General features: G+C 61.4%; 18 protein-coding genes. 13 read left to right on the top strand and 5 right to left on the bottom strand.

Features of this window, described 5'->3' with window-relative positions:
* Nucleotides 1-75 precede the first annotated feature (75 nt).
* Nucleotides 76-294 (bottom strand): translation initiation factor IF-1, encoded by a 219-nt coding sequence (gene infA / locus CZ345_RS03435; protein ID WP_077071795.1) that lies wholly within the window; start codon nucleotides 292-294, stop codon nucleotides 76-78.
* Nucleotides 273-464 carry a hypothetical protein gene (locus CZ345_RS16995; RefSeq protein ID WP_162274921.1) on the bottom strand — a complete coding sequence of 64 codons (192 nt, stop codon included), beginning with the start codon at nucleotides 462-464 and terminating at the stop codon, nucleotides 273-275. The genes infA and CZ345_RS16995 overlap by 22 nt, the downstream gene beginning before the upstream one ends.
* Here CZ345_RS16995 and CZ345_RS16990 point away from each other — a divergent pair.
* The 7 genes from CZ345_RS16990 (at nucleotide 463) to CZ345_RS03400 (ending at nucleotide 8,678) form a co-directional block, all read left to right on the top strand.
* The gene (locus tag CZ345_RS16990; RefSeq protein ID WP_162274920.1) at nucleotides 463-915 is read left to right on the top strand and encodes a tripartite tricarboxylate transporter TctB family protein; all 453 of its coding nucleotides are present in this window, start codon (nucleotides 463-465) and stop codon (nucleotides 913-915) included. The two genes, CZ345_RS16995 and CZ345_RS16990, sit on opposite strands and share 2 nt — an antisense overlap.
* A gap of 3 nt (nucleotides 916-918) precedes the next feature.
* Nucleotides 919-2,310: a tripartite tricarboxylate transporter permease gene (locus CZ345_RS03425; RefSeq protein WP_077071793.1), complete on the top strand. Its 1,392-nt coding sequence runs from the start codon at nucleotides 919-921 to the stop codon at nucleotides 2,308-2,310.
* Between the two features lie 191 nt (nucleotides 2,311-2,501).
* Nucleotides 2,502-3,467, top strand: coding sequence for a tripartite tricarboxylate transporter substrate binding protein (locus tag CZ345_RS03420; RefSeq protein WP_077071792.1), 966 nt, complete (start codon nucleotides 2,502-2,504; stop codon nucleotides 3,465-3,467).
* A 208-nt stretch (nucleotides 3,468-3,675) separates the two neighbouring features.
* Entirely contained in the window at nucleotides 3,676-4,161 is a 486-nt protein-coding gene (gene nuoE / locus CZ345_RS03415; RefSeq protein ID WP_077071791.1) for an NADH-quinone oxidoreductase subunit NuoE, read from the top strand.
* A gap of 13 nt (nucleotides 4,162-4,174) precedes the next feature.
* Nucleotides 4,175-6,061, top strand: a complete 1,887-nt coding sequence (gene nuoF / locus CZ345_RS03410) for an NADH-quinone oxidoreductase subunit NuoF (protein WP_083717100.1) — start codon at nucleotides 4,175-4,177, stop codon at nucleotides 6,059-6,061.
* Nucleotides 6,062-6,086: 25 nt separating this feature from the next.
* A complete protein-coding gene (locus tag CZ345_RS03405) occupies nucleotides 6,087-7,832 on the top strand; it encodes an NADH-dependent [FeFe] hydrogenase, group A6 (protein WP_077071790.1) in 1,746 nt (581 codons plus the stop codon).
* A 450-nt stretch (nucleotides 7,833-8,282) separates the two neighbouring features.
* Entirely contained in the window at nucleotides 8,283-8,678 is a 396-nt protein-coding gene (locus CZ345_RS03400; protein WP_077071789.1) for a hypothetical protein, read from the top strand.
* Nucleotides 8,679-8,830: 152 nt separating this feature from the next.
* Here CZ345_RS03400 and CZ345_RS17530 read toward each other — a convergent pair whose 3' ends face one another.
* Nucleotides 8,831-8,965, bottom strand: coding sequence for a hypothetical protein (locus CZ345_RS17530; protein ID WP_273525471.1), 135 nt, complete (start codon nucleotides 8,963-8,965; stop codon nucleotides 8,831-8,833).
* Nucleotides 8,966-9,259: 294 nt separating this feature from the next.
* Here CZ345_RS17530 and rlmD point away from each other — a divergent pair, with 294 nt between their 5' ends.
* The 6 genes from rlmD to CZ345_RS03370 all read left to right on the top strand — a co-directional run bounded on the left by rlmD (nucleotide 9,260) and on the right by CZ345_RS03370 (nucleotide 15,711).
* Nucleotides 9,260-10,726: a 23S rRNA (uracil(1939)-C(5))-methyltransferase RlmD gene (rlmD, locus tag CZ345_RS03395; RefSeq protein ID WP_144277224.1), complete on the top strand. Its 1,467-nt coding sequence runs from the start codon at nucleotides 9,260-9,262 to the stop codon at nucleotides 10,724-10,726.
* A 183-nt stretch (nucleotides 10,727-10,909) separates the two neighbouring features.
* On the top strand, nucleotides 10,910-11,173 hold the full coding sequence (locus CZ345_RS03390; RefSeq protein ID WP_239446599.1) for a metal-sensing transcriptional repressor: 264 nt from the start codon (nucleotides 10,910-10,912) through the stop codon (nucleotides 11,171-11,173).
* 98 nt (nucleotides 11,174-11,271) lie between these two features.
* Complete coding sequence (locus CZ345_RS03385) at nucleotides 11,272-13,194, top strand: heavy metal translocating P-type ATPase (RefSeq protein WP_077071787.1); 1,923 nt, start codon at nucleotides 11,272-11,274, stop codon at nucleotides 13,192-13,194.
* 118 nt (nucleotides 13,195-13,312) lie between these two features.
* Entirely contained in the window at nucleotides 13,313-14,173 is an 861-nt protein-coding gene (locus CZ345_RS03380) for a YitT family protein (protein ID WP_077071786.1), read from the top strand.
* A gap of 178 nt (nucleotides 14,174-14,351) precedes the next feature.
* Nucleotides 14,352-14,978 (top strand): type A chloramphenicol O-acetyltransferase, encoded by a 627-nt coding sequence (gene catA / locus CZ345_RS03375; RefSeq protein WP_077071785.1) that lies wholly within the window; start codon nucleotides 14,352-14,354, stop codon nucleotides 14,976-14,978.
* A gap of 196 nt (nucleotides 14,979-15,174) precedes the next feature.
* A complete protein-coding gene (locus CZ345_RS03370; protein ID WP_077071784.1) occupies nucleotides 15,175-15,711 on the top strand; it encodes an HPP family protein in 537 nt (178 codons plus the stop codon).
* Nucleotides 15,712-16,339: 628 nt separating this feature from the next.
* On the opposite strand, the gene CZ345_RS03365 is transcribed toward CZ345_RS03370, so the two are convergent.
* Both CZ345_RS03365 and glpK read right to left on the bottom strand, forming a co-directional pair.
* The gene (locus tag CZ345_RS03365) at nucleotides 16,340-17,059 is read right to left on the bottom strand and encodes an MIP/aquaporin family protein (RefSeq protein ID WP_077071783.1); all 720 of its coding nucleotides are present in this window, start codon (nucleotides 17,057-17,059) and stop codon (nucleotides 16,340-16,342) included.
* Between the two features lie 172 nt (nucleotides 17,060-17,231).
* Nucleotides 17,232-18,731, bottom strand: coding sequence for a glycerol kinase GlpK (gene glpK, locus CZ345_RS03360; RefSeq protein WP_077071782.1), 1,500 nt, complete (start codon nucleotides 18,729-18,731; stop codon nucleotides 17,232-17,234).
* Between the last annotated feature and the right edge of the window lie 269 nt (nucleotides 18,732-19,000).

Genomic DNA, 19,000 nt, shown 5'->3' with positions numbered 1-19,000 from the left:
CGCCTCGCGCCGCCCGGGCAGGAAGCCCGCTCGGGGAGACTCCCCTCCGGCGAGGGGGAGGCGCAAGCGGACATCCTACTTCATACGGTAGGTGATACGGCCGCGGGTGAGATCGTAGGGCGAAAGCTCGACCTTCACGCGGTCGCCGGGCAGAATGCGGATATAAAACTTGCGCATCTTTCCGGAAATATGGGAAAGCACTTCGTGGCCGTTTTCCAGCTTCACGCGGAACATGGCATTGGGAAGAGCTTCTTCCACGATGCCGTCCACTTCTATGGCGTCTTCTTTAGGCATGGTTCCTCCAAAAAAACTATCGAGACACCTTCCCCGAATATGCCGCAGCTGTCAAGGAAAACTCGCCCCAAAAGCCGCCTTTCCCCGCCGTTGCCCATCTTTTTCTTCTCTTCTATACTGCGTTTTCGAAAAAACGCCCGCTTTTCCCCTTTTGCAAGCACACTTTCCATGATCCCGTTCTCCGTTCTTCTCCGCCGCCGCGCCCTCCGCATCCTCCTGTTTTCCGCCGGAGTTATTGCGCTGCTCGCCTCTCCTCCCGCCTTTTCCGAGGGACTGCCCGGCCCCGGGCTCTGGAGCCGCGTCACGGGCGCAGGGCTTCTTGCCTGCGCCATGCTCACCCCGGCCGCTTCAGAAAGGAAGGAGGAAAAAAGGCGCGGCCTGCGCCCTCTTCTCGGCCTCGTCCTTTCCGCTCTGCTCTGGACAGCGCTGCTTCTTCCCGCAGGCTGGGCCGCGGCCACGTTTCTTGCCGGAATCTTCGCATGCAGAAAGGCGGGCTGCAGCTGGAAGGAAAGCCTGCTCATTCCCGCCCTGCTCTGCCTGCTGCTCTACGCAGGCATGGTGCGCCTTCTGCAATGGCCCCTGCCCGAAGGTCTTTTTTTTCCTTTTTTCGCCGGAGCCTGATGCATGGATACCCTCTTCGCCGATCCCTCCCTTTATTCCGGCGTATGGGCCGGAATCTCGGCCATCTTCTCCGCGCCCGCTCTCTGGCTGCTGGTACTTGCCGGTGTGTTCTGCGGCATGACGGTAGGCGTTCTGCCGGGGTTCGGCCCGCCCGCAGCCATGGCCCTGCTCTTTCCTCTTGTCTATACGCTCGAGCCTCTGCCCGGCATTTCTCTACTGGCGGGCATCTTCTACGGCGCAAAGTACGGGGGAGCGGTCACCTCCATTCTCATGGGTATTCCCGGCGAGGCGGATGCCGTGGCCACGCTGTTTGAAGGCAGGCCCCTGGCGCTTGCCGGAAAGGCGAAAGAGGCCCTTGCCGCAGCCACGCTCGCCTCCTTCACGGGGGGAACGCTCTCCGTATTCGGCATGATACTGCTTGCGCCCGCACTCTCGCAGGCTGCGCTGTTCTTCGGCCCCTCGGGTCGTGCCGCCGTCATGGCATGCGCGCTTGTGCTTGTGGCGTTCACCAGTCCCGGCGGAGCAAGGCGCAACACCTGCATGATCTTTCTCGGCTTCGTGCTCGCCCTGCCCGGCATGGACCCCGTCTACGGCATGCCCCGCCTCACCTTCGGTTCCTGGAGACTTTCCGACGGCGTGCAGCTCACTTCTCTGCTGCTCGGCATCTTCGGCCTGGGCGATCTCATGGACGCGCTTCTTCAGCCCCGCGGAACCTCCGGGGAAAAAAGCGTCTCCTCTGCGCCGCCGCTGCGCCGCCTCCGGGCGGCAAAAGCCGCCCTGCGCGGCTGTCTCATAGGTTTTGCCACAGGCCTCATTCCCTGCGGCGCAGGCGTGACCGCAAGCTTTGCCTCTCATGCACTGGAAAAACGCATAAGCCGCAGTCCCGAAGACTTCGGCAAGGGCGCATGGGAAGGCCTTGCCGGGCCGGAGGCCTCCAACAACGCCGCGGCCATGGCCTCCTTCGCTCCGCTTCTTCTGCTGGGGCTTCCCACCAACCCCATCACGGCGGCCCTGCTCGGCGCGCTCACCGTGGTGGGCGTCGTGCCGGGCCCCTCGCTTCCGCAGAATCAGCCCGACTTCTACTGGGGCTTCATTTTCTGCCTGCTCATGGGCAACGTGCTCCTTCTTGTCCTCGGCCTGGGGCTTGCCGGGTTCTGGGCGCGCCTTGCCCGCCTTCCCTTCCGCCTTCTCTGGCCCGTCATCCTCATGCTCTGCCTCATCGGCTCCTATGTGGGGGCGGACGGCATTTCCGGCCCCGTGCAGTGCCTCGCCTTCGGTCTGCTGGCCGTTTTTCTCAGAAGGCACGGCTGCTCCCCCGCGCCCCTCGTGCTGGCCTTCGTGCTCGGCCCCGCCCTGGAAACGCACCTTCTGCAGACCCTGCTCTCCTGGTGGTAGCTTCGGCCGCACCATGCCACAATTCCGGCACTCCTTCGCAAAACTGATTGAACACTCAATGAACACCGTCTTGTAAAAATCACATGAATATGGTATGTTACGATAACATTTCAAAATCACTTATGTGAAAATTTTTTTTATGCTTGCTCATTTCCTTTTTCCCTGTAGAGATACTCATCATGAAATGGCGTATGTTACACTTTTTCCGTATTGCGGCATGGCTTCTTTTCTGTGCTCTGCCTGCCGCGACGTTCGCGCCTCAGGCTCTTGCAGCAAAGGGAAGCGTACGGCTCACCGTAGCCTTCAGTCCGGGGGGAGCGCTTGACGGCGCGGCCCGGGCGCTGGCCCGCGAGGCGGAAAAGGAACTGGGCGTCGACATCGTCGTCCAGAACATGCCGAGCGGTGCGGGCATGACGGCCGTGGCGCAGCTTGCCGCAGACAAAGCGGACGGCACGCGCCTTGCCGCATGCGCGGGCAACGCGCTTCTCTTCCTCCCCCGCAAAAACGACGTACCCTACGATCCTCTTCTGGACGTGGAGCCCGTCATCGTCTTCGGGCAGGCTTCGCCCGTGCTGGTCACACGGCCCGACGCCCCCTGGAAGGACTGGGAATCCTTCCTTGAAGCAACGAAGAAAAGCGGAGGAAGCATGCGCATCGGCGTTCCCGGTCTGGGTACGCCCTCGCATACGGCGCTCGCCATGATGGCCGGAAAGGACCCGGAGCTCGTATGGCGCTTCATTCCTTTCGGCGGTCCGGGAGAAGCCGAAACGGCTCTTCTGGGAGGCCATGTGGACGCCGCCGCGAGCGGAGCCCTGCCCCGCATCAGTCAGGGACAGCTTTCCCCTCTTATGATTCTTGCCGGAACGAGACTGGATGCTCTGCCACAGGTGCCCTGTCTTGCCGACGGAGGCTTCGCCGATCCGGGCCGGGGTGACGCCTCCTTCTTTCTGCTGGCCCCGAAAAACGTGTCTGAGGAAACGCTGAACCGCCTGGAAGCGGCCTTTGCCAAAGCCGCCGCAAGCGCATCGTTCAGAAAGACCCTGGAACACTTTTCCGTCGCCCCCGTTCTCATGAATCGGCAGGAAGCGAAAGCATTCCTTGCCGAAGCATGGAAGGAGGAAGACGCCGGGCTCAGAGCCGCAGGCCTGGCCCGGTAGCCCGAAAACGGTCCCTTCGCCCAGGGGCCGCCGTGCCGTCTCTTCGAAGGAGCATCACGAAAACGGCGGAAAAAGCGCCGCGCGCCATACCGTGCGGCAGAAAGCTTTTCCGCACCCGGGCATTCCCCCGAAAAGGGAAACTTTTGCATAGCTCCGGCGTTGTTGGGAAGACTCGCCGGATTCAGGATCGTACCAGGAGGATACCAACATGTCTTGCAACTGCACGGCCAACCCCATTGACCTTGCTCCGCTCATGGACATTCTGAAACCCTACAGGCAGAACTCGAAGGGGGCTCTCATCCCCGTTCTGCAGCAGGCGCAGGATGTCTACGGTTACCTGCCGCAGGAAGTGCTTGAATGCATCGCTTCCGAACTTCGCATTCCCGTTGCTGAAGTGTTCGGCGTGGTCACCTTCTATGCCCAGTTCCACCTCAATCCCCGCGGCAGGAACATCGTCCGCGTGTGCCAGGGAACCGCCTGCCATGTCCGCGGCGGCGCTTCCATTCTGGAAGCGGTGAGCCACCACCTCGACATCAAGCCCGGCGAAACCACCAAGGACCTCAACTTCACGCTGGAAACCGTGGCCTGCCTCGGTGCCTGCGGTCTTGCCCCCGTCATGATGGTCAACGACAACACCCACGGCCGCCTGACCCCCGACGACATTCCCGGTATCCTCGACAGCTACCTGGCCTAAAAGAGAGGACGATATGCTTGAACTCAAACGTCTCAACTCCATTGACGACCTTGCCCGGCTGCACGAGCAGGCCCGGCCCCTGCTCGACCTGCGTCACTACGAACGCAAGGAACACGAGGAAAAATACCAGATTCTGATCTGCGGCGGCACCGGCTGTTCCTCTTCGGGCAGCATGAACGTGCGCGACGCCCTGCAGAAGGCCATCGACGACAACGGCCTGCACGACCGCGTGAGCATCGTGGTCACCGGCTGCCACGGCTTCTGCGAACTCGGCCCGCTGGTCATTTTCTACCCCGGCGGCATCTTCTATGTCCGCGTTCAGCCCGAAGATGCCGACGAGCTCATCAAGACCACCGTGCTGGAAGGCAAGACGGTGGAACGCCTGCACTACCAGGGCCGTACCGGCAAAACGCCCCGCCACAGCTACCGCGACATGCTCTTCTACAACCTCCAGAAGCGCCTGGTACTGCACAACTGCGGCCGCATCGACCCGGAAAACATTTTCGAATACATCGCAAGCGGCGGCTATCAGGGCATAGCCAAGGCCCTCACCATGGGCCGCGAAGCCACCCTTGAGGAAGTGTACAACTCCGGTCTGCGCGGCCGCGGCGGCGCGGGCTTCCCCACGGGCCTCAAGTGGAAGTTCATGGCTTCGGAACAGGCTGAGCCCAAGTACATGCTCTGCAACGCAGACGAAGGCGACCCCGGCGCGTTCATGGACCGTTCCGTCCTTGAAGGCGACCCCAACGCCGTCATCGAAGGCATGCTCATCGGCGCATGGGCCACGGGCGCAACCGAAGGCTATGTATATGTGCGCGCCGAATATCCGCTGGCCATCAAGCGCCTCGGCATCGCTCTTGCCGAAGCCGAAGCTCTGGGCCTCATCGGCGACAACATCCTCGGTTCGGGCTTCAACTTCCATCTGAAGATCAAGCAGGGCGCGGGCGCCTTCGTGTGCGGCGAAGAAACCGCTCTCATGCGTTCCATCGAAGGCAAGCGCGGCATGCCCCGCGTGCGTCCTCCCTTCCCGGCCAAGCAGGGCCTGTGGGAAAAGCCCACGGTTCTCAACAACGTGGAAACCTTCGCCAACATCGCCCGCATCATCCTGAAGGGCGCGGAAGCCTTCCGCCAGGACGGTACGGAAAAGTCCTCCGGCACGAAGATCTTCGCCGTCACCGGCAAGGTGCGCAACACCGGCCTTGTGGAAGTGCCCATGGGCGTTTCCATGCGCCACATCATTTTCGACATCTGCGCCGGCATCAAGGGCGACAAGGCCTTCAAGGCCGTGCAGATCGGCGGCCCCTCCGGCGCCTGCCTGCCCGCCTCCATGCTCGACAACCCCGTGGACTATGATTCCCTCACCGCCGCTGGCGCCATGATGGGTTCCGGCGGTCTGGTCGTGGTGGACGAAGACACCTGCATGGTGGACCTCGCCCGCTTCTTCCTCACCTTCACGCAGGCCGAAAGCTGCGGCAAGTGCACGCCCTGCCGCGAAGGCAGCAAGCGCATGCTGGAAATTCTGGAGCGCATCTGCAACGGCGAAGGCCGCGACGGCGACATCGAGGAACTGGAACGCCTGGCTCACACCATGCGCACTTCCTCCCTCTGCGCCCTGGGGCAGACGGCTCCCAACCCCGTACTGTCCACGCTGCGCTTCTTCCGTTCGGAATACGAAGCCCACATTCACGACAAGAAGTGCCCCGCCGGCACCTGCACCAAGCTCCTGCAATACAAGATTGATCCTGAAAAGTGCAAGGGCTGCACGCTCTGCGCCCGCAACTGCCCGGTGAACGCCATTACCGGCAAGGTACGCGAACCCCACCTGATCAATCCCAACAAGTGCATCAAGTGCGGCACCTGCATGGACAAGTGCAAGCACGGCGCCATCAGCCGCGTGTAAGCCCGGCTTCCTGAGGAGAATCATCATGAGCGATACCGTTAATCTGACGATAGACGGCCAGAAGGTGGCCGCGCCCGCAGGTTCCACCATTCTGGAAGCGGCGAAACTTGTCGGCATCAATATTCCCACGCTCTGCCATCACCCGCTGCTGCGTCCGGACGGCGCGTGCCGCGTGTGCGTGTGCAAGGTGACCAAAGCCCGTTCCTTCATGCCCGCCTGCATCACGAAGGTGAGCGAAGGCATGGAAGTGTTCACCAACGACCCCGAAGTGCTGGAAGCGCGCGAAAACATCGTGGAACTTCTGCTCGCCAACCACCCCAAGGACTGCCTTTCCTGCGCCCGCTCCGGCAACTGCGAACTGCAGACCGTGGCCAACAACCTGGGCATCCGCCGCGTGCGTTACGAGTACAACCATGAACCTCTGGAAAAGGACGAAAGCAACCCCTGCATCGTCCGCGAACCTTCCAAGTGCATTCTCTGCGGCCGCTGCGTGCGCATGTGCGCCGAAGTGCAGGGCGTGAGCATCTACTCCTTCGCCTACCGCGGCCTGAACGCCCGCGTGACCCCGGCCTTCAACCTCGGCCTCGGCGAAGTGTCGTGCACCTTCTGCGGTCAGTGCCGCAAGGTCTGCCCCACCGGCGCCATCACCATCAAGAGCGACATCGACCGCGCCTGGCAGGCCCTGCGCGATCCCGACAAGGTCGTCATGGTGCAGACGGCTCCCTCCGTGCGCGTGGCCATCAGCGAACCCTTCGGCGGCAAGCCCGGCGACATCGCCACCGGTCAGATGGTCAGCGCCCTGCGCCGCCTCGGCTTCGACAAGGTGTTCGACACCAACTGGTCGGCCGACCTCACCATTCTGGAAGAAGGCCATGAACTCATCGACCGCATGAAGAACGGCGGCACCCTGCCCATGATCACCAGCTGCTCGCCCGGCTGGATCAACTTCATCGAGCTTTACTACCCCGAACTGCTGTCCAACCTCTCCACGGCGAAGAGCCCGCAGTCCATGTTCGGCGCCATGCTCAAGACCTACTATGCCCAGAAACAGGGCATAGATCCTTCCAAGATCGTCTCCGTGTCCATCATGCCCTGCACGGCCAAGAAGTTCGAAGCCAGACGCCGCGAACTTTCGGCCAGCGGCTACGCCGACACCGACATCGTGCTCACCACCACGGAACTGGCGCAGATGATCAGGGAAGCCAACATCAACTTCTTCGCTCTGCCCGAAGAGGAATTCGACCCCATCATGGGCCTCGGTTCCGGCGCGGGCACCATCTTCGGCGCCACCGGCGGCGTGATGGAAGCGGCCGTGCGCACCGCCTACAAGGTGATCACCGGCGAAGAAATGGAACCTGTGGAACTGGAAGCCGTGCGCGGCATGGAAGGCATCCGCGAGGCGGAAGTGGACTTCAACGGCGCGCTGAAGCTCAAGGTGGCCATTGCCCACGGCCTGTCCAACGCCCGCAAGATCTGCGACATGATCCGCGAAGGCAACCCGCGCGGCTGGAACTTCATCGAAATCATGGCCTGCCCCGGCGGCTGCATCAACGGCGGCGGCCAGCCCATCAATCTCGATGCCGAAACTCCGCGCCGCCGTATCGAGGCCCTGTATCGGGACGACCGCAACCTGCCCGTGCGCAGAAGCCACGACAACCCCGAAATCAAGGCCCTGTACGAGGAGTTCCTCGGCTCTCCCAACAGCCACAAGGCTCATGAACTGCTGCATACCCGCTACTATCAGCAGTACCGCTCCTGCAAGAGCAAGTAAGCCCTGGCTCTGACATGCACGCCCCGCCCGGGAAACCGGACGGGGCGTTTTTTTCGGCCCGAAAACCGTCCTTGACCGGGACGCAGGGAAAAACGCGCCCGGGCGATCACAGGACTTCGGCCTTTCCGCAGTCCCCAGGACCGCATGGTCTCCGTGAAATGTCGGGCCCAGGCAGAAAAAACGACGCCGAAGAGCGCGCCGGTTCCGCGGCGGAAAAAGGGTACAGGCCACGGGAGAAAAAACGCGCCCCGCCGGACGCTCTCCGCAAAGACGGCAGGCTCCCGCCGGTCATGCCTCTGCGGGAAAAAACGCCGCGCCCCCCTTGCGCAACGCTCCGTCAGGCCCCATATACATTCCGCCTCCGCGCATTCTCCGCGCAGGCCGTCTCTTTGACTTTTCCCCCGCTTGCGGCCAATATGAACGCCGCCAGCGACAATGTATGGAGGATTTATGTCCGAACAGCGCTTTCTTTCCGAAATGTTCCAGGTTCAGCCGCCCCACTGGGGCCTGCGCGGCGATCCTTTTCTCTGGGAAGACATGAAAAAGGCCTTTGCCGACACGCCCTTCCCCTACAGCGCCCATGAACTGGTCATGGACATCCACCGCCTCTTCCGGGAAAAAACCGGCGAGGAACTGACCAATACCGCCCGCCCCTTCGTGGAGGCCTACGCCCACGGAGGCAGCTCTTCCGGCATGGTTTCCGGCAAGTTCTGGCTGGGCACGGCCATTCCCCTTCTGCTGGCCCTGCGCGATGTGGCGGAAAACAACATGAAGGAATTCGATACCATTCTGGCCGACGGCACGGCGCGCTTCGCCCTGCGCAGCCACCCCTGCACGCCGCAGTGATGCCCGCCACGGGGAGCGTCTGCGGAAGATGCCGCGGACACGGCTTTTCCCCTGCCGACCCGTCTCCGACATCTGACGAGGATGCGGCAACGCCATGAAAAAGGAGCCTTCTTCCGTAGGGAAGAAGGCTCCTTTTTCATCAGGCGAAAATATCAGTGAACGTGTTCGCCGCGCCTGACACGATAGATGATGGCGGCGATCATAACCGCAAAGTAAATGAAGATGCAGCCTACGCCCACAAAGCCCTGAGGGGTGGAGTGCAGGGCGCTGGTGATGAGTTCTGCCATACTGTGCTCCTCGAAAGTCTGGACTGCCCTTCCGGCGAACGTACCGGAATCAGCGTTCATCTTCCCCCAACAGAGGCAAAAAGTCAAGGCGGAGTCTCGAATAAGGCGGCTTTGTTCCCGGCTCGGACAGGGGCCGTCGCTCCGCGGGCAACGGCGTATCCGTCTTCTTCATGACGCAAAAAACGCTCCTCCCGGGCGGAAAAGACAAACGCGCAGGCAAAACGGCCCGTGCGGAGGCTTTTGCCTTTCCCGGCCCGCCCTGCTATGATGCTGCGACCACAACGGGAGAAAAACATGGAATATCATACGGGCGATACGCTGGAAATGGAACTTGTCGGCCTTTCCTCCGACGGCAGGGCCGTAGGGCGCAGCGCGGAAGGCATGACCGTATTCGTCCGGGGAGGCGTTCCCGGGCAGACTGTCGTTGCGCGCCTTACCGGAGTGAAGAAGCGCATGGCCGAGGCGGAACTTGTCGAGGTGCGGCAGAGGGCGAAGGAAGAACGTCCCGCCCCGTGCCCCCATGCCGGAAGCTGCGGAGGCTGCCCGTGGCAGATTCTGCCCCATGCCGTGCAGCTCGAATGGAAAAGGCGCATCGTGCAGGACTCTCTGCAGCGCATAGGCAGGCTTCATCTGCCGGAAGAGCGCATTCTGCCCGTACTTTCCGCCGGGGAAGAAAAACAGTGGGGCTACAGGAACAAAATGGAGTTCGCCTTTGCCGCCAACGGCGAAGGCCGGACGCTGCTCGGCCTCAGGGAACGCTCTTCCCGCCGCGTGACGGAAGTGACGCATTGCCTGCTTCAGAGCCCGCGTACCATGGCGGTGCTCGACGAACTGCGCCGCCTGTGCGAAAAATACCGCCTGCACGCAGCCGCCGCACCGCAGAAGGAACGCAGGCAGCGCCACGGAGCCTTCAGCCGGTCGGTACGGCAGAACGACATTCTGCGCTTCGCCGTCATCCGCGAACCTCTGGCCGGGGGCTGCCTTGTGGAGCTCATCACCCAGCCTTCCCCGCAGGAGGCGGGCAATATCCGCAGCATGGGCCGGGAACTTCTGGACGGCCCCTGCGGGGTGACGGGCTTCGTCCACAGCATACGCCGCAGTGAAAGCGACGTTGCCTACGGGGAGGAAACCGCCTTCACCCTGGGGGAAGCGCAGCTTCGGGAAACGCTGCGCCTTCAGGGAAGAGACGTGACCTTCCGCCTCGATCACAATTCCTTCTTTCAGGTGAACAGCCGCGCGGCGGAACTGCTGTACAACGCTGCGGCCGACCTCGCCTCCTCCCTGTTCGGCAGTCCCGAAAAAGGCATATGGGGGGAAAACTGCTGGGACATTTACTGCGGCGCGGGAGGACTCGCCCTCACCATGGCGCCGCATTTCCGGCATGTCTTCGGGCTGGAAGCGGTGGCTCCGGCCGTGGATCTGGCCAGGAAAAACGCCGGAGCTGCCGGAGGAGAAACGACTTTCCGCTTTGAAGCGGGCGACGCCGCCAATCTCGAACAGCGCTTTTCCCGCATGGGGACGCCGGACCTTCTCGTCACCGACCCGCCGCGCGCGGGCATGGATGAGCACACGGTGAAGGCCATACTCCGTCACCGCCCGCCGCGCATGGTGCTTGTATCCTGCAATCCCGCCACGCTTGCGCGCGACCTTGCCCTGCTCGCCCCCGCCTACCACATCCGCGCCGTGCAGCCCGTGGACCTCTTCCCCCAGACGCCCCATGTGGAAACCCTGGCCGCGCTGGAGTCCGGGGCCGGAGCGTGAACATCCTGCCGGAAAACGGCGCGCGGCCCTGCCCGCCCTGCGCCGCGACTCCGCACGGTTTACGTTTTTTCCGTTGTGCCCTACACTGCCGTGAACGCAGGGCGCGGATTCCTTTTTGAAAAACGCGCCCCGCCGTACCATGCGGGAAGTTTTCCCAGCGAGGAATATGCGATGAGACAATGCATGGACTCCGATAATCTGCACCGGAGACTGAAAAAAATCATCGGTCAGGTACAGGCCATAGACCGCATGATCGATGAGGACGTCCCCTGCGAGGATGTCCTCGCCCAGATCAACGCCGCAAAATCGGCCCTGCACAAGGCCGGTCAGGTGGTGCTGGAAGGTCATATCCGCCACTGCGTGCGCGACGGCATCGAACACGGCGACGCCGATCAGACCATAGCCAGCTTCACCAAGGCCGTGGAACGCTTCGCCAACATGAACTGATTCTTCGCCGGCCCCGTGCCGGCTTTTCTTTCGCCTCTTGACAAACCCATACCCCTATGGGTATTTTCCTCATACCCCCCAGGGTATAGGAGCTGTTCATGAACAAGAAGGATATGCTGTCGCTCTGGCACGATTTCAAAACGGACATCACGTTTCTCTTTCTTTCCGGCCTCGCGCTGCTTTTCAGCATGTTCGCGCCGCAGGCCTTTCCCGCAGATCCGGCATGGGTCGCCATTGTTCTCTGCGGCTTTCCCATCGTGAAGGGAGCCGTGGTCGGACTGGTGACGGAATTCGACATCAAGGCCGACGTGCTCGTGGCCACGGCGCTCATCGCCTCGGTCATCATCGGTGAGGACTTCGCCGCCGGAGAGGTGGCCTTCATCATGCAGCTCGGTTCGCTGCTGGAAGAAGCCACCACGGCCCGCGCACGGGCAGGGATAGAAAAGCTGGTGAACCTCACGCCCCGCACGGCGCGCTTTCTGAAAGACGGAAAGGAGGTTCCGGCCCCGGCCGACGACGTACGCGCAGGCGACAGGCTCCGCGTGCTTCCCGGGGAAACCATTCCTGCCGACGGCATCATCATACGCGGGGAAAGCTCGGTGGATCAGGCCCTGCTCACCGGGGAATCCCTGCCCGTGGATAAAAAGGAAGGGGACGAAGTGTACAGCGGCACGGTAAACCGTTTCGGCACCTTCGACATGGAAGCGACGAAAAGCGGAGAAAACAGCTCCCTCCAACGCATGATACGGCTGGTGCAGTCGGCGGATGCAGGCAAGGCCAAAGTGGTGCGCCTTGCGGACCGCTGGGCCACATGGATTGTGGCCGGAGCCTTTGCCGCAGCCCTTGCCGTATGGTTCGTCACCGGAGAAATCATACGCGCGGTCACCATTCTCGTGGTGTTCTGCCCCTGTTCGCTGGTTCTGGCCACGCCCACGGCCATCGTGGCCGCCATCGGCAACCTCACGCAGCACGGCATTCTGGTACGGGAGGGCGACGCTCTGGAACGCCTTGCCGAGGTGAAGACCTGCGCCTTCGACAAAACGGGCACGCTCACCTGCGGCACGCCGAAGGTCACCGCCGTGCGCGTGTTCGACGGCGTCACGTCGGAAGACGGGCTCTTCCGCCTTGCCGCAGGCGCGGAGCAGCGTTCGGAACACCCCCTGGGCAGGGCCGTGGTGCAGAGCTTCCGGGAACGCAGCGCATCCTCCCTTCCTGCCGTGGACTCCTTCCACATGTTTCCCGGCAAAGGCGTGCGCGCCCTCATGGGAAAGGACGACGTCATTGCGGGCAGCCCGGCCTTTCTTGAAGGCGAAGGCATAACGCTGGAGGAAGAAGCATTACGCCATGCCGCATCGTTCCTTGATGAAGGGTGCACCGTCATCTGGGTGGCCGTGAACGGAAAGCCCCTGGGAATTCTCGCCCTTGCCGACCTGCCGAGACCCGACGCCGCCGCCACCGTACGCGCGCTGAAGGACTCCGGCATCACGCCCGTTCTGCTCACCGGCGACCACGCAAACGCGGCCCGGCACATCGCCGCAGCGCTCGGCATCGACGAAGTTCATGCCGGCTGCCTGCCCGAGGACAAGCTGCGCTTCATGGATGAGAGAAGCGACAGGGTCTGCATGACGGGCGACGGCATCAACGACGCACCGGCCCTGAAAAAAGCCCATGTGGGCATGGCTATGGGCGGCATGGGCAGCGACATTGCCGTGGATGCGGCGGATCTTGTCCTCGTACGCGACGGCATAGGCGAGGTACCGCACGCCTTCCAGCTTTCAAGGCGCATGATGTCGGCCATACGCTTCAACCTCACCTTTTCCATGCTGCTGAACTTCGCGGCCATCATTCTCGCCTCGCTCGGCCTGCTCACCCCCGTCACGGGCGCGCTCGTCCACAACGCCGGTTCCGTGGCCGTCATTCTTCATTCCGCCCTGCTGCTGAAGTGGAAATCGGGACAGAGCGGCAGCTCTGCGGCCGCACTTTCTCAAAACAACGTGGAAAACGCCCTTCCTCCCCTGTAAAAAAGCGGCGCAGCCCCCCTTATGCACGACAAGAGGCCTCCTCCGGGGCCTCTTGCTATTTTTACAGGAACCCGTAAAGAAGAAACAGGATTCATCACTTCTTTCCGAGAGGCCGCCCATGACGTTCAGCTTGAAAAACGACTTCAAGATCATTCTTGCCGTGTGCGTCGCGTCCGTCCTTATGGCGCTCAACATCAATACCTTCGTGCAGACCGGCGGACTCTATCCCGGCGGAGCCACGGGGCTGACCATTCTCATCCAGCGCCTTTCGGAAAAGTTCATGGGCATCCATCTTTCCTTTGCGGTGGTCAACTTTCTGCTGAACATGATCCCCATCTACATCGGGTTCCGCTACATCGGCAAAAGGTTCACCCTCTACTCCTGCCTGATGATTCTGCTCACCGGCGTTCTCACGGACATCATTCCTTCCTACATCATCACCTACGATATTCTGCTCATCAGCATCTTCGGCGGCATCATCAACGGTTTCGCCATAAGCCTGTGCCTGCGCATGGACACCACCAGCGGCGGCACGGACTTCATCGCCATCTATCTTTCCCGGAAAAAAGGCATCGATTCCTGGAACATCATCCTGTATTTCAACGTCATCCTGCTGCTGGTGGCAGGCTTTTCCTTCGGCTGGGACAAGGCCCTCTACTCCATCTTCTTCCAGTACACCACCACGCAGGTGCTGCATATCCTCTATACGCGCTACCAGAAGAAAACCCTGTTCATCGTCACCGACAAACCCAAGGAAGTGTGCGACGTCATCTACGCCACCTCCAAACACGGGGCGACCATTCTCAAGGGAGAGGGTTCCTTCCATCTTAACGAACGCAGCCTCGTCTACTCCGTGGTATCCAGCGACGAAAGCAAGAAAGTGGTGAACGCCATCCGGGAAGTGGACCCCCATTCCTTCATCAATACGGTGAAAACGCAGGAACTTGCCGGTCTTTTCTATCAGCGCCCCACGCTGTAGCGCTTTCCGCCCTGCGTTTCCGCGCCGGTACGCGGTTTCGAAGCCTGCGCAAGAACGGAGCCGCCTTCTCCGTCAGACTGCGCAGGAGCTTTCTCCTGCCTGCCGCCCCCGGCAGAGATACGCCGCCCTTCTTCCGCCGCATCTTCCCTCAAATCTTCCAGACCTTCGGGAGATCCATGTGAGCTTCACCGTCATCAACAGACAGAACTGGCCGCGCAACGCCCATTTCGAGCATTATCTCTCCCTTGTTCCCTGCCAGTACAGCATGACCGTTTCTCTGGACATCACCTCCCTCGTGAAAACGGGAAGGAAACTGTATCCCTCCATGCTGTACGCCCTCTCCTCCGTGGTCAACAGGCATGAGGAATTCCGCATGGCCTTCAACGACAAAGATGAACTCGGCATATACGACAGGCTCTGCCCTTCCTACACCATCTTTCACAAAGACACGGAAACCTTCTCCACGCTCTGGACGACATACGACGACGATTATGAAACCTTTCTCCGCTCCTGCAAAAGCGACATGGAGAGTTTCGGAAACGTGAAGGACTTTGAAGCAAAACCGCAGACGCCGGTGAACAGCTTCCCCGTCTCCATGATTCCCTGGGAAAGTTTCGAAAGCTTCCACCTGCATCTTCCCAGGGCGGAGCGCTACTTCTTCCCCATATTCACCATGGGAAAATATGTTGAACGGGAAGGGAAATTCCTGCTGCCGCTGGCCGTGCAGGTGCATCACGCGGTGTGCGACGGCTTTCACGTCTGCCGCCTTACGGGGGAGCTCAGGGAGCTTGTCGCCTGCCTGTAGCCCATGCGCACGCCGCTGCGCTCAGGCTCGGGAAACAGACTCTCCCCCGCTTCCACGGCTCCGGGGCAAAATGCCGCGGGAGCTTTCCCGGAATGTTCCGGTAAACATCCCGCAGCGTGAGCAGAGGCACAGTTTTTCCCCGCGCCCCTTTCTATAATTCCCGGGAAACGGACACCGAAACCTTCCCGGAGAAAACATGTCGAGGATTCTGAGCAAGATGCGGGGCGGGGGACGACATGCGCCCCGCTGCAGCGCAAAAGAAATTCTGCTTTCCTGGCTGGGGAGCTGTCTGGCCATAGCCCTTATTGCGCTGCTGGAGCGCCTCGTCACGCCCGGTACGGGCTTTCCCCTGCTCATCGGCTCCTTCGGCGCTTCTGCGGTTCTGACCTTCGGGGCCGTGCAGAGTCCGCTGGCCCAGCCGCGCAACCTCGTGGGCGGACATGTGATTTCCGCCCTCACCGGAGTGAGCGCAGGGCTTCTTTTCCCCGACGTCACCTGGCTTGCGGCCTGCCTCGCCGTATCCACGGCCATAGCGCTCATGCTTCTGACCGGAACGCTGCATCCCCCGGGCGGAGCCACGGCCCTCATCGCCGTTACCGGAGGAGAAGGCATACGGCAACTGGGCTACTGGTATGCGCTTGTCCCCTGCCTGGCCGGCGCGCTCATCATGCTCATCATCGCCCTTGTGGTCAACAATCTGCCCCGTTCCCGCCGCTACCCGCTCTACTGGTAACGCCCCCCAACGTGCGACGACGGAGCCCTTCTCCGACCGTATGCGGCATGTTTGCCTAAGGTGCCTGGAACAGGAAACGCCTTCCTGCCCGGAAACGGATTCCCCTGAAAACGGGCCGCTCCCCTTCACCGGGCAAGACTATCCCTTCCCGCCGTTTCTTCAGGCCGTGAGGACTCATCACCGGGCCTGTCTTCTGCCGTTCCGTGACCGGAGGCGCAGACGGCTGCACACGGGCCCCTCCGACTGGAGACGGACGGCCGACATTCCCGCCCCCCTGAGCCTTGTTCTCGGCAGCCGCTCCCATGCGGAAGCTGCGGCGGCAAGCCCGTCCCGAGCCTTCGTATCCTTTCCCGGTCATGCTTTTCTTCCCGAACGAAGAAAAGCACGCCGGCAGATACCTGCGCCTGCATTGCACGCCTGTCTTTCCATGATTTCCATCTTCTATCGCCCGGAGGATACCCCGCGTGCCGGAGCGCCCCCTTCCCCGCAAAACAGAGGAAATTTCCCCTGTTTTGCCGGATCAGATTTTCCGCCCTGTACGGAGAGAAGATTTTTAATCGAAAAAAGCGGGATATTCCCGCCTGTTCGCTGTTGAGCACGGTTCTTCCCGGTACGCAGAGAAAACGCCTCAAACTGCGTTTGCCCAGGGAAGAACATGATAAAGCATCACGGCCACAAGCCCGCCGAGCATGGGGCCGACCAGCGGCACCACCGCGTAATCCCAGTGGGAAGCCCCCTTGCCGCGGATGGGCAGAACGGTATGGGCCAGGCGGGGCCCCCAGTCGCGTGCGGGATTGATGGCATAGCCGGTAAGACCGCCGAGGCTCATGCCTATGGAAACGATGATGCCGAACACCAGAAGATAGTTGACGCCTCCCGGCATGTCGGGAACCTGATTCAGGCCGAGAATGGCGAAGACCAGCACAAAGGTGCCGATGATCTCGCTGATGAGATTGCGGACACGGTCGGGTACGGCGGGAGAGGTGCAGAAGACCCCGCGCTTGATATCCGGGTCGTCCGTAGCGTCGAACTGATCCTTGAAAAGCACATACACAAGGCACGCGCCCACAAAGGCCCCCGCCATCTGGGCAATGCAGTAGCCGGGTACCATGGTCCAGCGGAAATAGCCGCCCGCAGCGAGCGCCACGGTAAGCGCGGGATTGAAATGCGCCCCCGAAGACGCGCCGAAAATGAAGGCGGGCAGCATGACGGCAAGGCCCCAGGCAAAGGTGATCTGCACGGCCCCGGCCCCCTTCATGCCGGATCTGTTCAGATTGACGTTGGCCACTACGCCGTCGCCCAGAAGAATCAGCATCATGGTACCGAGAAATTCAGCAAGATACGGCATTGTTCACCTCGGATTCAGAGTACAGGAGAAGAGAACGCCCCACCCCCCGTATGCGGAGATGGGGCGCATCAGTCTTTTTCCGTATGGAATCATGACCGCGGAAGGGCGACCCCCGTCCGTGCCTCATGATGCACGAACGGCGATGCCGCTCCGGGCGCGCTGCCGGTACCGACTAGTCGTCTTCCTTGGCCCAGGCATAGGCGCACTTCACGGCCTTCTTCCAGCCGCGCACCTTCTTGTCGCGTTCGGTACGGGTGATCTTCGGCCCGAACACCTTGTCGCTGGCCCAGTTGCTGATGACGTCGTCCTTGTTCTTCCAGTAGCCTACGGCCAGACCGGCCAGATAGGCGGCGCCCATGGCCGTAGTTTCCACGCATACGGGGCGGTTCACCGGAGCCTGGTTGATATCGGCCTGCATCTGCATGAGCAGGTTGTTGGCGGAAGCGCCGCCGTCCACCTTGAGGGAGGTCATCTTGATGCCGGAATCGGCCTCCATGGCGCCCAGCACCTCATAGGTCTGATAGGCCAGGGATTCCAGCGTGGCGCGGATGATGTGGTAACGGTTCACGCCGCGGGTAAGGCCCACGATGGCGCCGCGGGCATAGGGGTCCCAGTGCGGCGCTCCGAGTCCGGTGAAGGCGGGAACCACATAGCAGCCGTTGGTATCGGGCACCTTCTTGGCGAAGTATTCGGAGTCGGAAGCGGAATCCACCACGCGCAGCTGGTCGCGCAGCCACTGTATGGCGGAACCGGCCACGAAAATGGAACCTTCCAGAGCGTAATTCACCTTGCCGTCCAGCCCCCAGGCAATGGTGGTGACAAGGCCGTTCTTGGAGAAAATGGGCTTTTCGCCCGTGTTCATGAGCATGAAGCAGCCGGTACCGTAGGTGTTCTTGGCTTCGCCGGGTTCAAAGCAGGTCTGGCCGAAGAGCGCGGCCTGCTGGTCGCCCGCGGCGCCGGCAATGGGAATGGCTCCGCCGAAGAGTTCCTGCACGGTTTCCCCGTACACGCAGCTGGAAGGCCTGGCTTCGGGAAGCATGTTCGCAGGAATGCCGAGCTCGGCCATGATCTCTTCGTCCCACTTCAGGTCGACGATGTTGAAAAGCAGCGTGCGGGCGGCGTTGGAGTAGTCGGTAATATGCACCTTGCCGCCGGTGAGCTTCCAGATGAGCCAGGTTTCCACGGTACCGAACAGAAGCTGCCCGGCCTCGGCCTTTTCACGCGCACCGGGCACGTTTTCCAGAATCCAGCGGATCTTGGTGGCGGAGAAGTACGGGTCGATGACAAGGCCCGTCTTGGCGCGGAAGGTCTCGTTCAGCCCCCTGGCGCGCAGGCTGTCGCAGTATTCGGCAGTACGGCGGTCCTGCCACACGATGGCGTGATGGATGGGCTCGCCCGTTTCCTTGTCCCACACGATGGTGGTCTCGCGCTGATTGGTAATGCCTATGGCCGCGATATCGGCGGCGTCGGCTTCCACCTTGGCCAGAGCCTCGGCTGCCACGGCGTACTGGGTCAGCCAGATTTCCATGGCGTCATGTTCCACCCAGCCGGGCTGCGGAAAATACTGCGTGAACTCCTTCTGGGCCACGCTGCACGCCTCACCCTTTTCATTAAACAGGATGCAACGGCTGGAAGTGGTACCGGCGTCCAGCGCCATAATATACTTGGCCATGAAAAAACCTCCTTTCCTATACGACGGACACGAGCCTTCATGCAGTGCAAAGAAAACGTCGATCACCTGAACATGATGAGGTTTTTCTGCCCAATCGCATGAAAATATACATGTTTTTACCCGCTCAGGCCCGGGTGTTCCGCCTCTGCCCGAAAATGTTATTGTTCCTGTGACTATACAGATAATCCATAAGAAAGGCAATATGACATTCTCTTCGGCAAGATTCTCTCAAGCAGAAAACATGCTTCTTTTCGCAGCAGTACAGAAAA

It is taken from the genome of Mailhella massiliensis (genome assembly GCF_900155525.1).
GTDB lineage: Bacteria > Desulfobacterota > Desulfovibrionia > Desulfovibrionales > Desulfovibrionaceae > Mailhella > Mailhella massiliensis.
Note: the sequence above shows the minus strand (reverse complement) of the source record. Positions and strands in the feature narration are given on the sequence as shown.

Coding starts and splice junctions, on each gene's coding strand:
- CZ345_RS03380 (WP_077071786.1), top strand. CDS start 13,313: ATGACGTTCAGCTTGAAAAACGACTTCAAGATCATTCTTGCCGTGTGC.
- CZ345_RS03385 (WP_077071787.1), top strand. CDS start 11,272: ATGAACAAGAAGGATATGCTGTCGCTCTGGCACGATTTCAAAACGGAC.
- CZ345_RS03370 (WP_077071784.1), top strand. CDS start 15,175: ATGTCGAGGATTCTGAGCAAGATGCGGGGCGGGGGACGACATGCGCCC.
- CZ345_RS03405 (WP_077071790.1), top strand. CDS start 6,087: ATGAGCGATACCGTTAATCTGACGATAGACGGCCAGAAGGTGGCCGCG.
- CZ345_RS17530 (WP_273525471.1), bottom strand. CDS start 8,965: ATGGCAGAACTCATCACCAGCGCCCTGCACTCCACCCCTCAGGGCTTT.
- nuoF (WP_083717100.1), top strand. CDS start 4,175: ATGCTTGAACTCAAACGTCTCAACTCCATTGACGACCTTGCCCGGCTG.
- rlmD (WP_144277224.1), top strand. CDS start 9,260: ATGGAATATCATACGGGCGATACGCTGGAAATGGAACTTGTCGGCCTT.
- CZ345_RS03400 (WP_077071789.1), top strand. CDS start 8,283: ATGTCCGAACAGCGCTTTCTTTCCGAAATGTTCCAGGTTCAGCCGCCC.
- CZ345_RS16995 (WP_162274921.1), bottom strand. CDS start 464: ATGGAAAGTGTGCTTGCAAAAGGGGAAAAGCGGGCGTTTTTTCGAAAA.
- CZ345_RS03420 (WP_077071792.1), top strand. CDS start 2,502: ATGTTACACTTTTTCCGTATTGCGGCATGGCTTCTTTTCTGTGCTCTG.
- CZ345_RS03425 (WP_077071793.1), top strand. CDS start 919: ATGGATACCCTCTTCGCCGATCCCTCCCTTTATTCCGGCGTATGGGCC.
- CZ345_RS03390 (WP_239446599.1), top strand. CDS start 10,910: ATGGACTCCGATAATCTGCACCGGAGACTGAAAAAAATCATCGGTCAG.
- infA (WP_077071795.1), bottom strand. CDS start 294: ATGCCTAAAGAAGACGCCATAGAAGTGGACGGCATCGTGGAAGAAGCT.
- nuoE (WP_077071791.1), top strand. CDS start 3,676: ATGTCTTGCAACTGCACGGCCAACCCCATTGACCTTGCTCCGCTCATG.
- CZ345_RS16990 (WP_162274920.1), top strand. CDS start 463: ATGATCCCGTTCTCCGTTCTTCTCCGCCGCCGCGCCCTCCGCATCCTC.
- CZ345_RS03365 (WP_077071783.1), bottom strand. CDS start 17,059: ATGCCGTATCTTGCTGAATTTCTCGGTACCATGATGCTGATTCTTCTG.
- glpK (WP_077071782.1), bottom strand. CDS start 18,731: ATGGCCAAGTATATTATGGCGCTGGACGCCGGTACCACTTCCAGCCGT.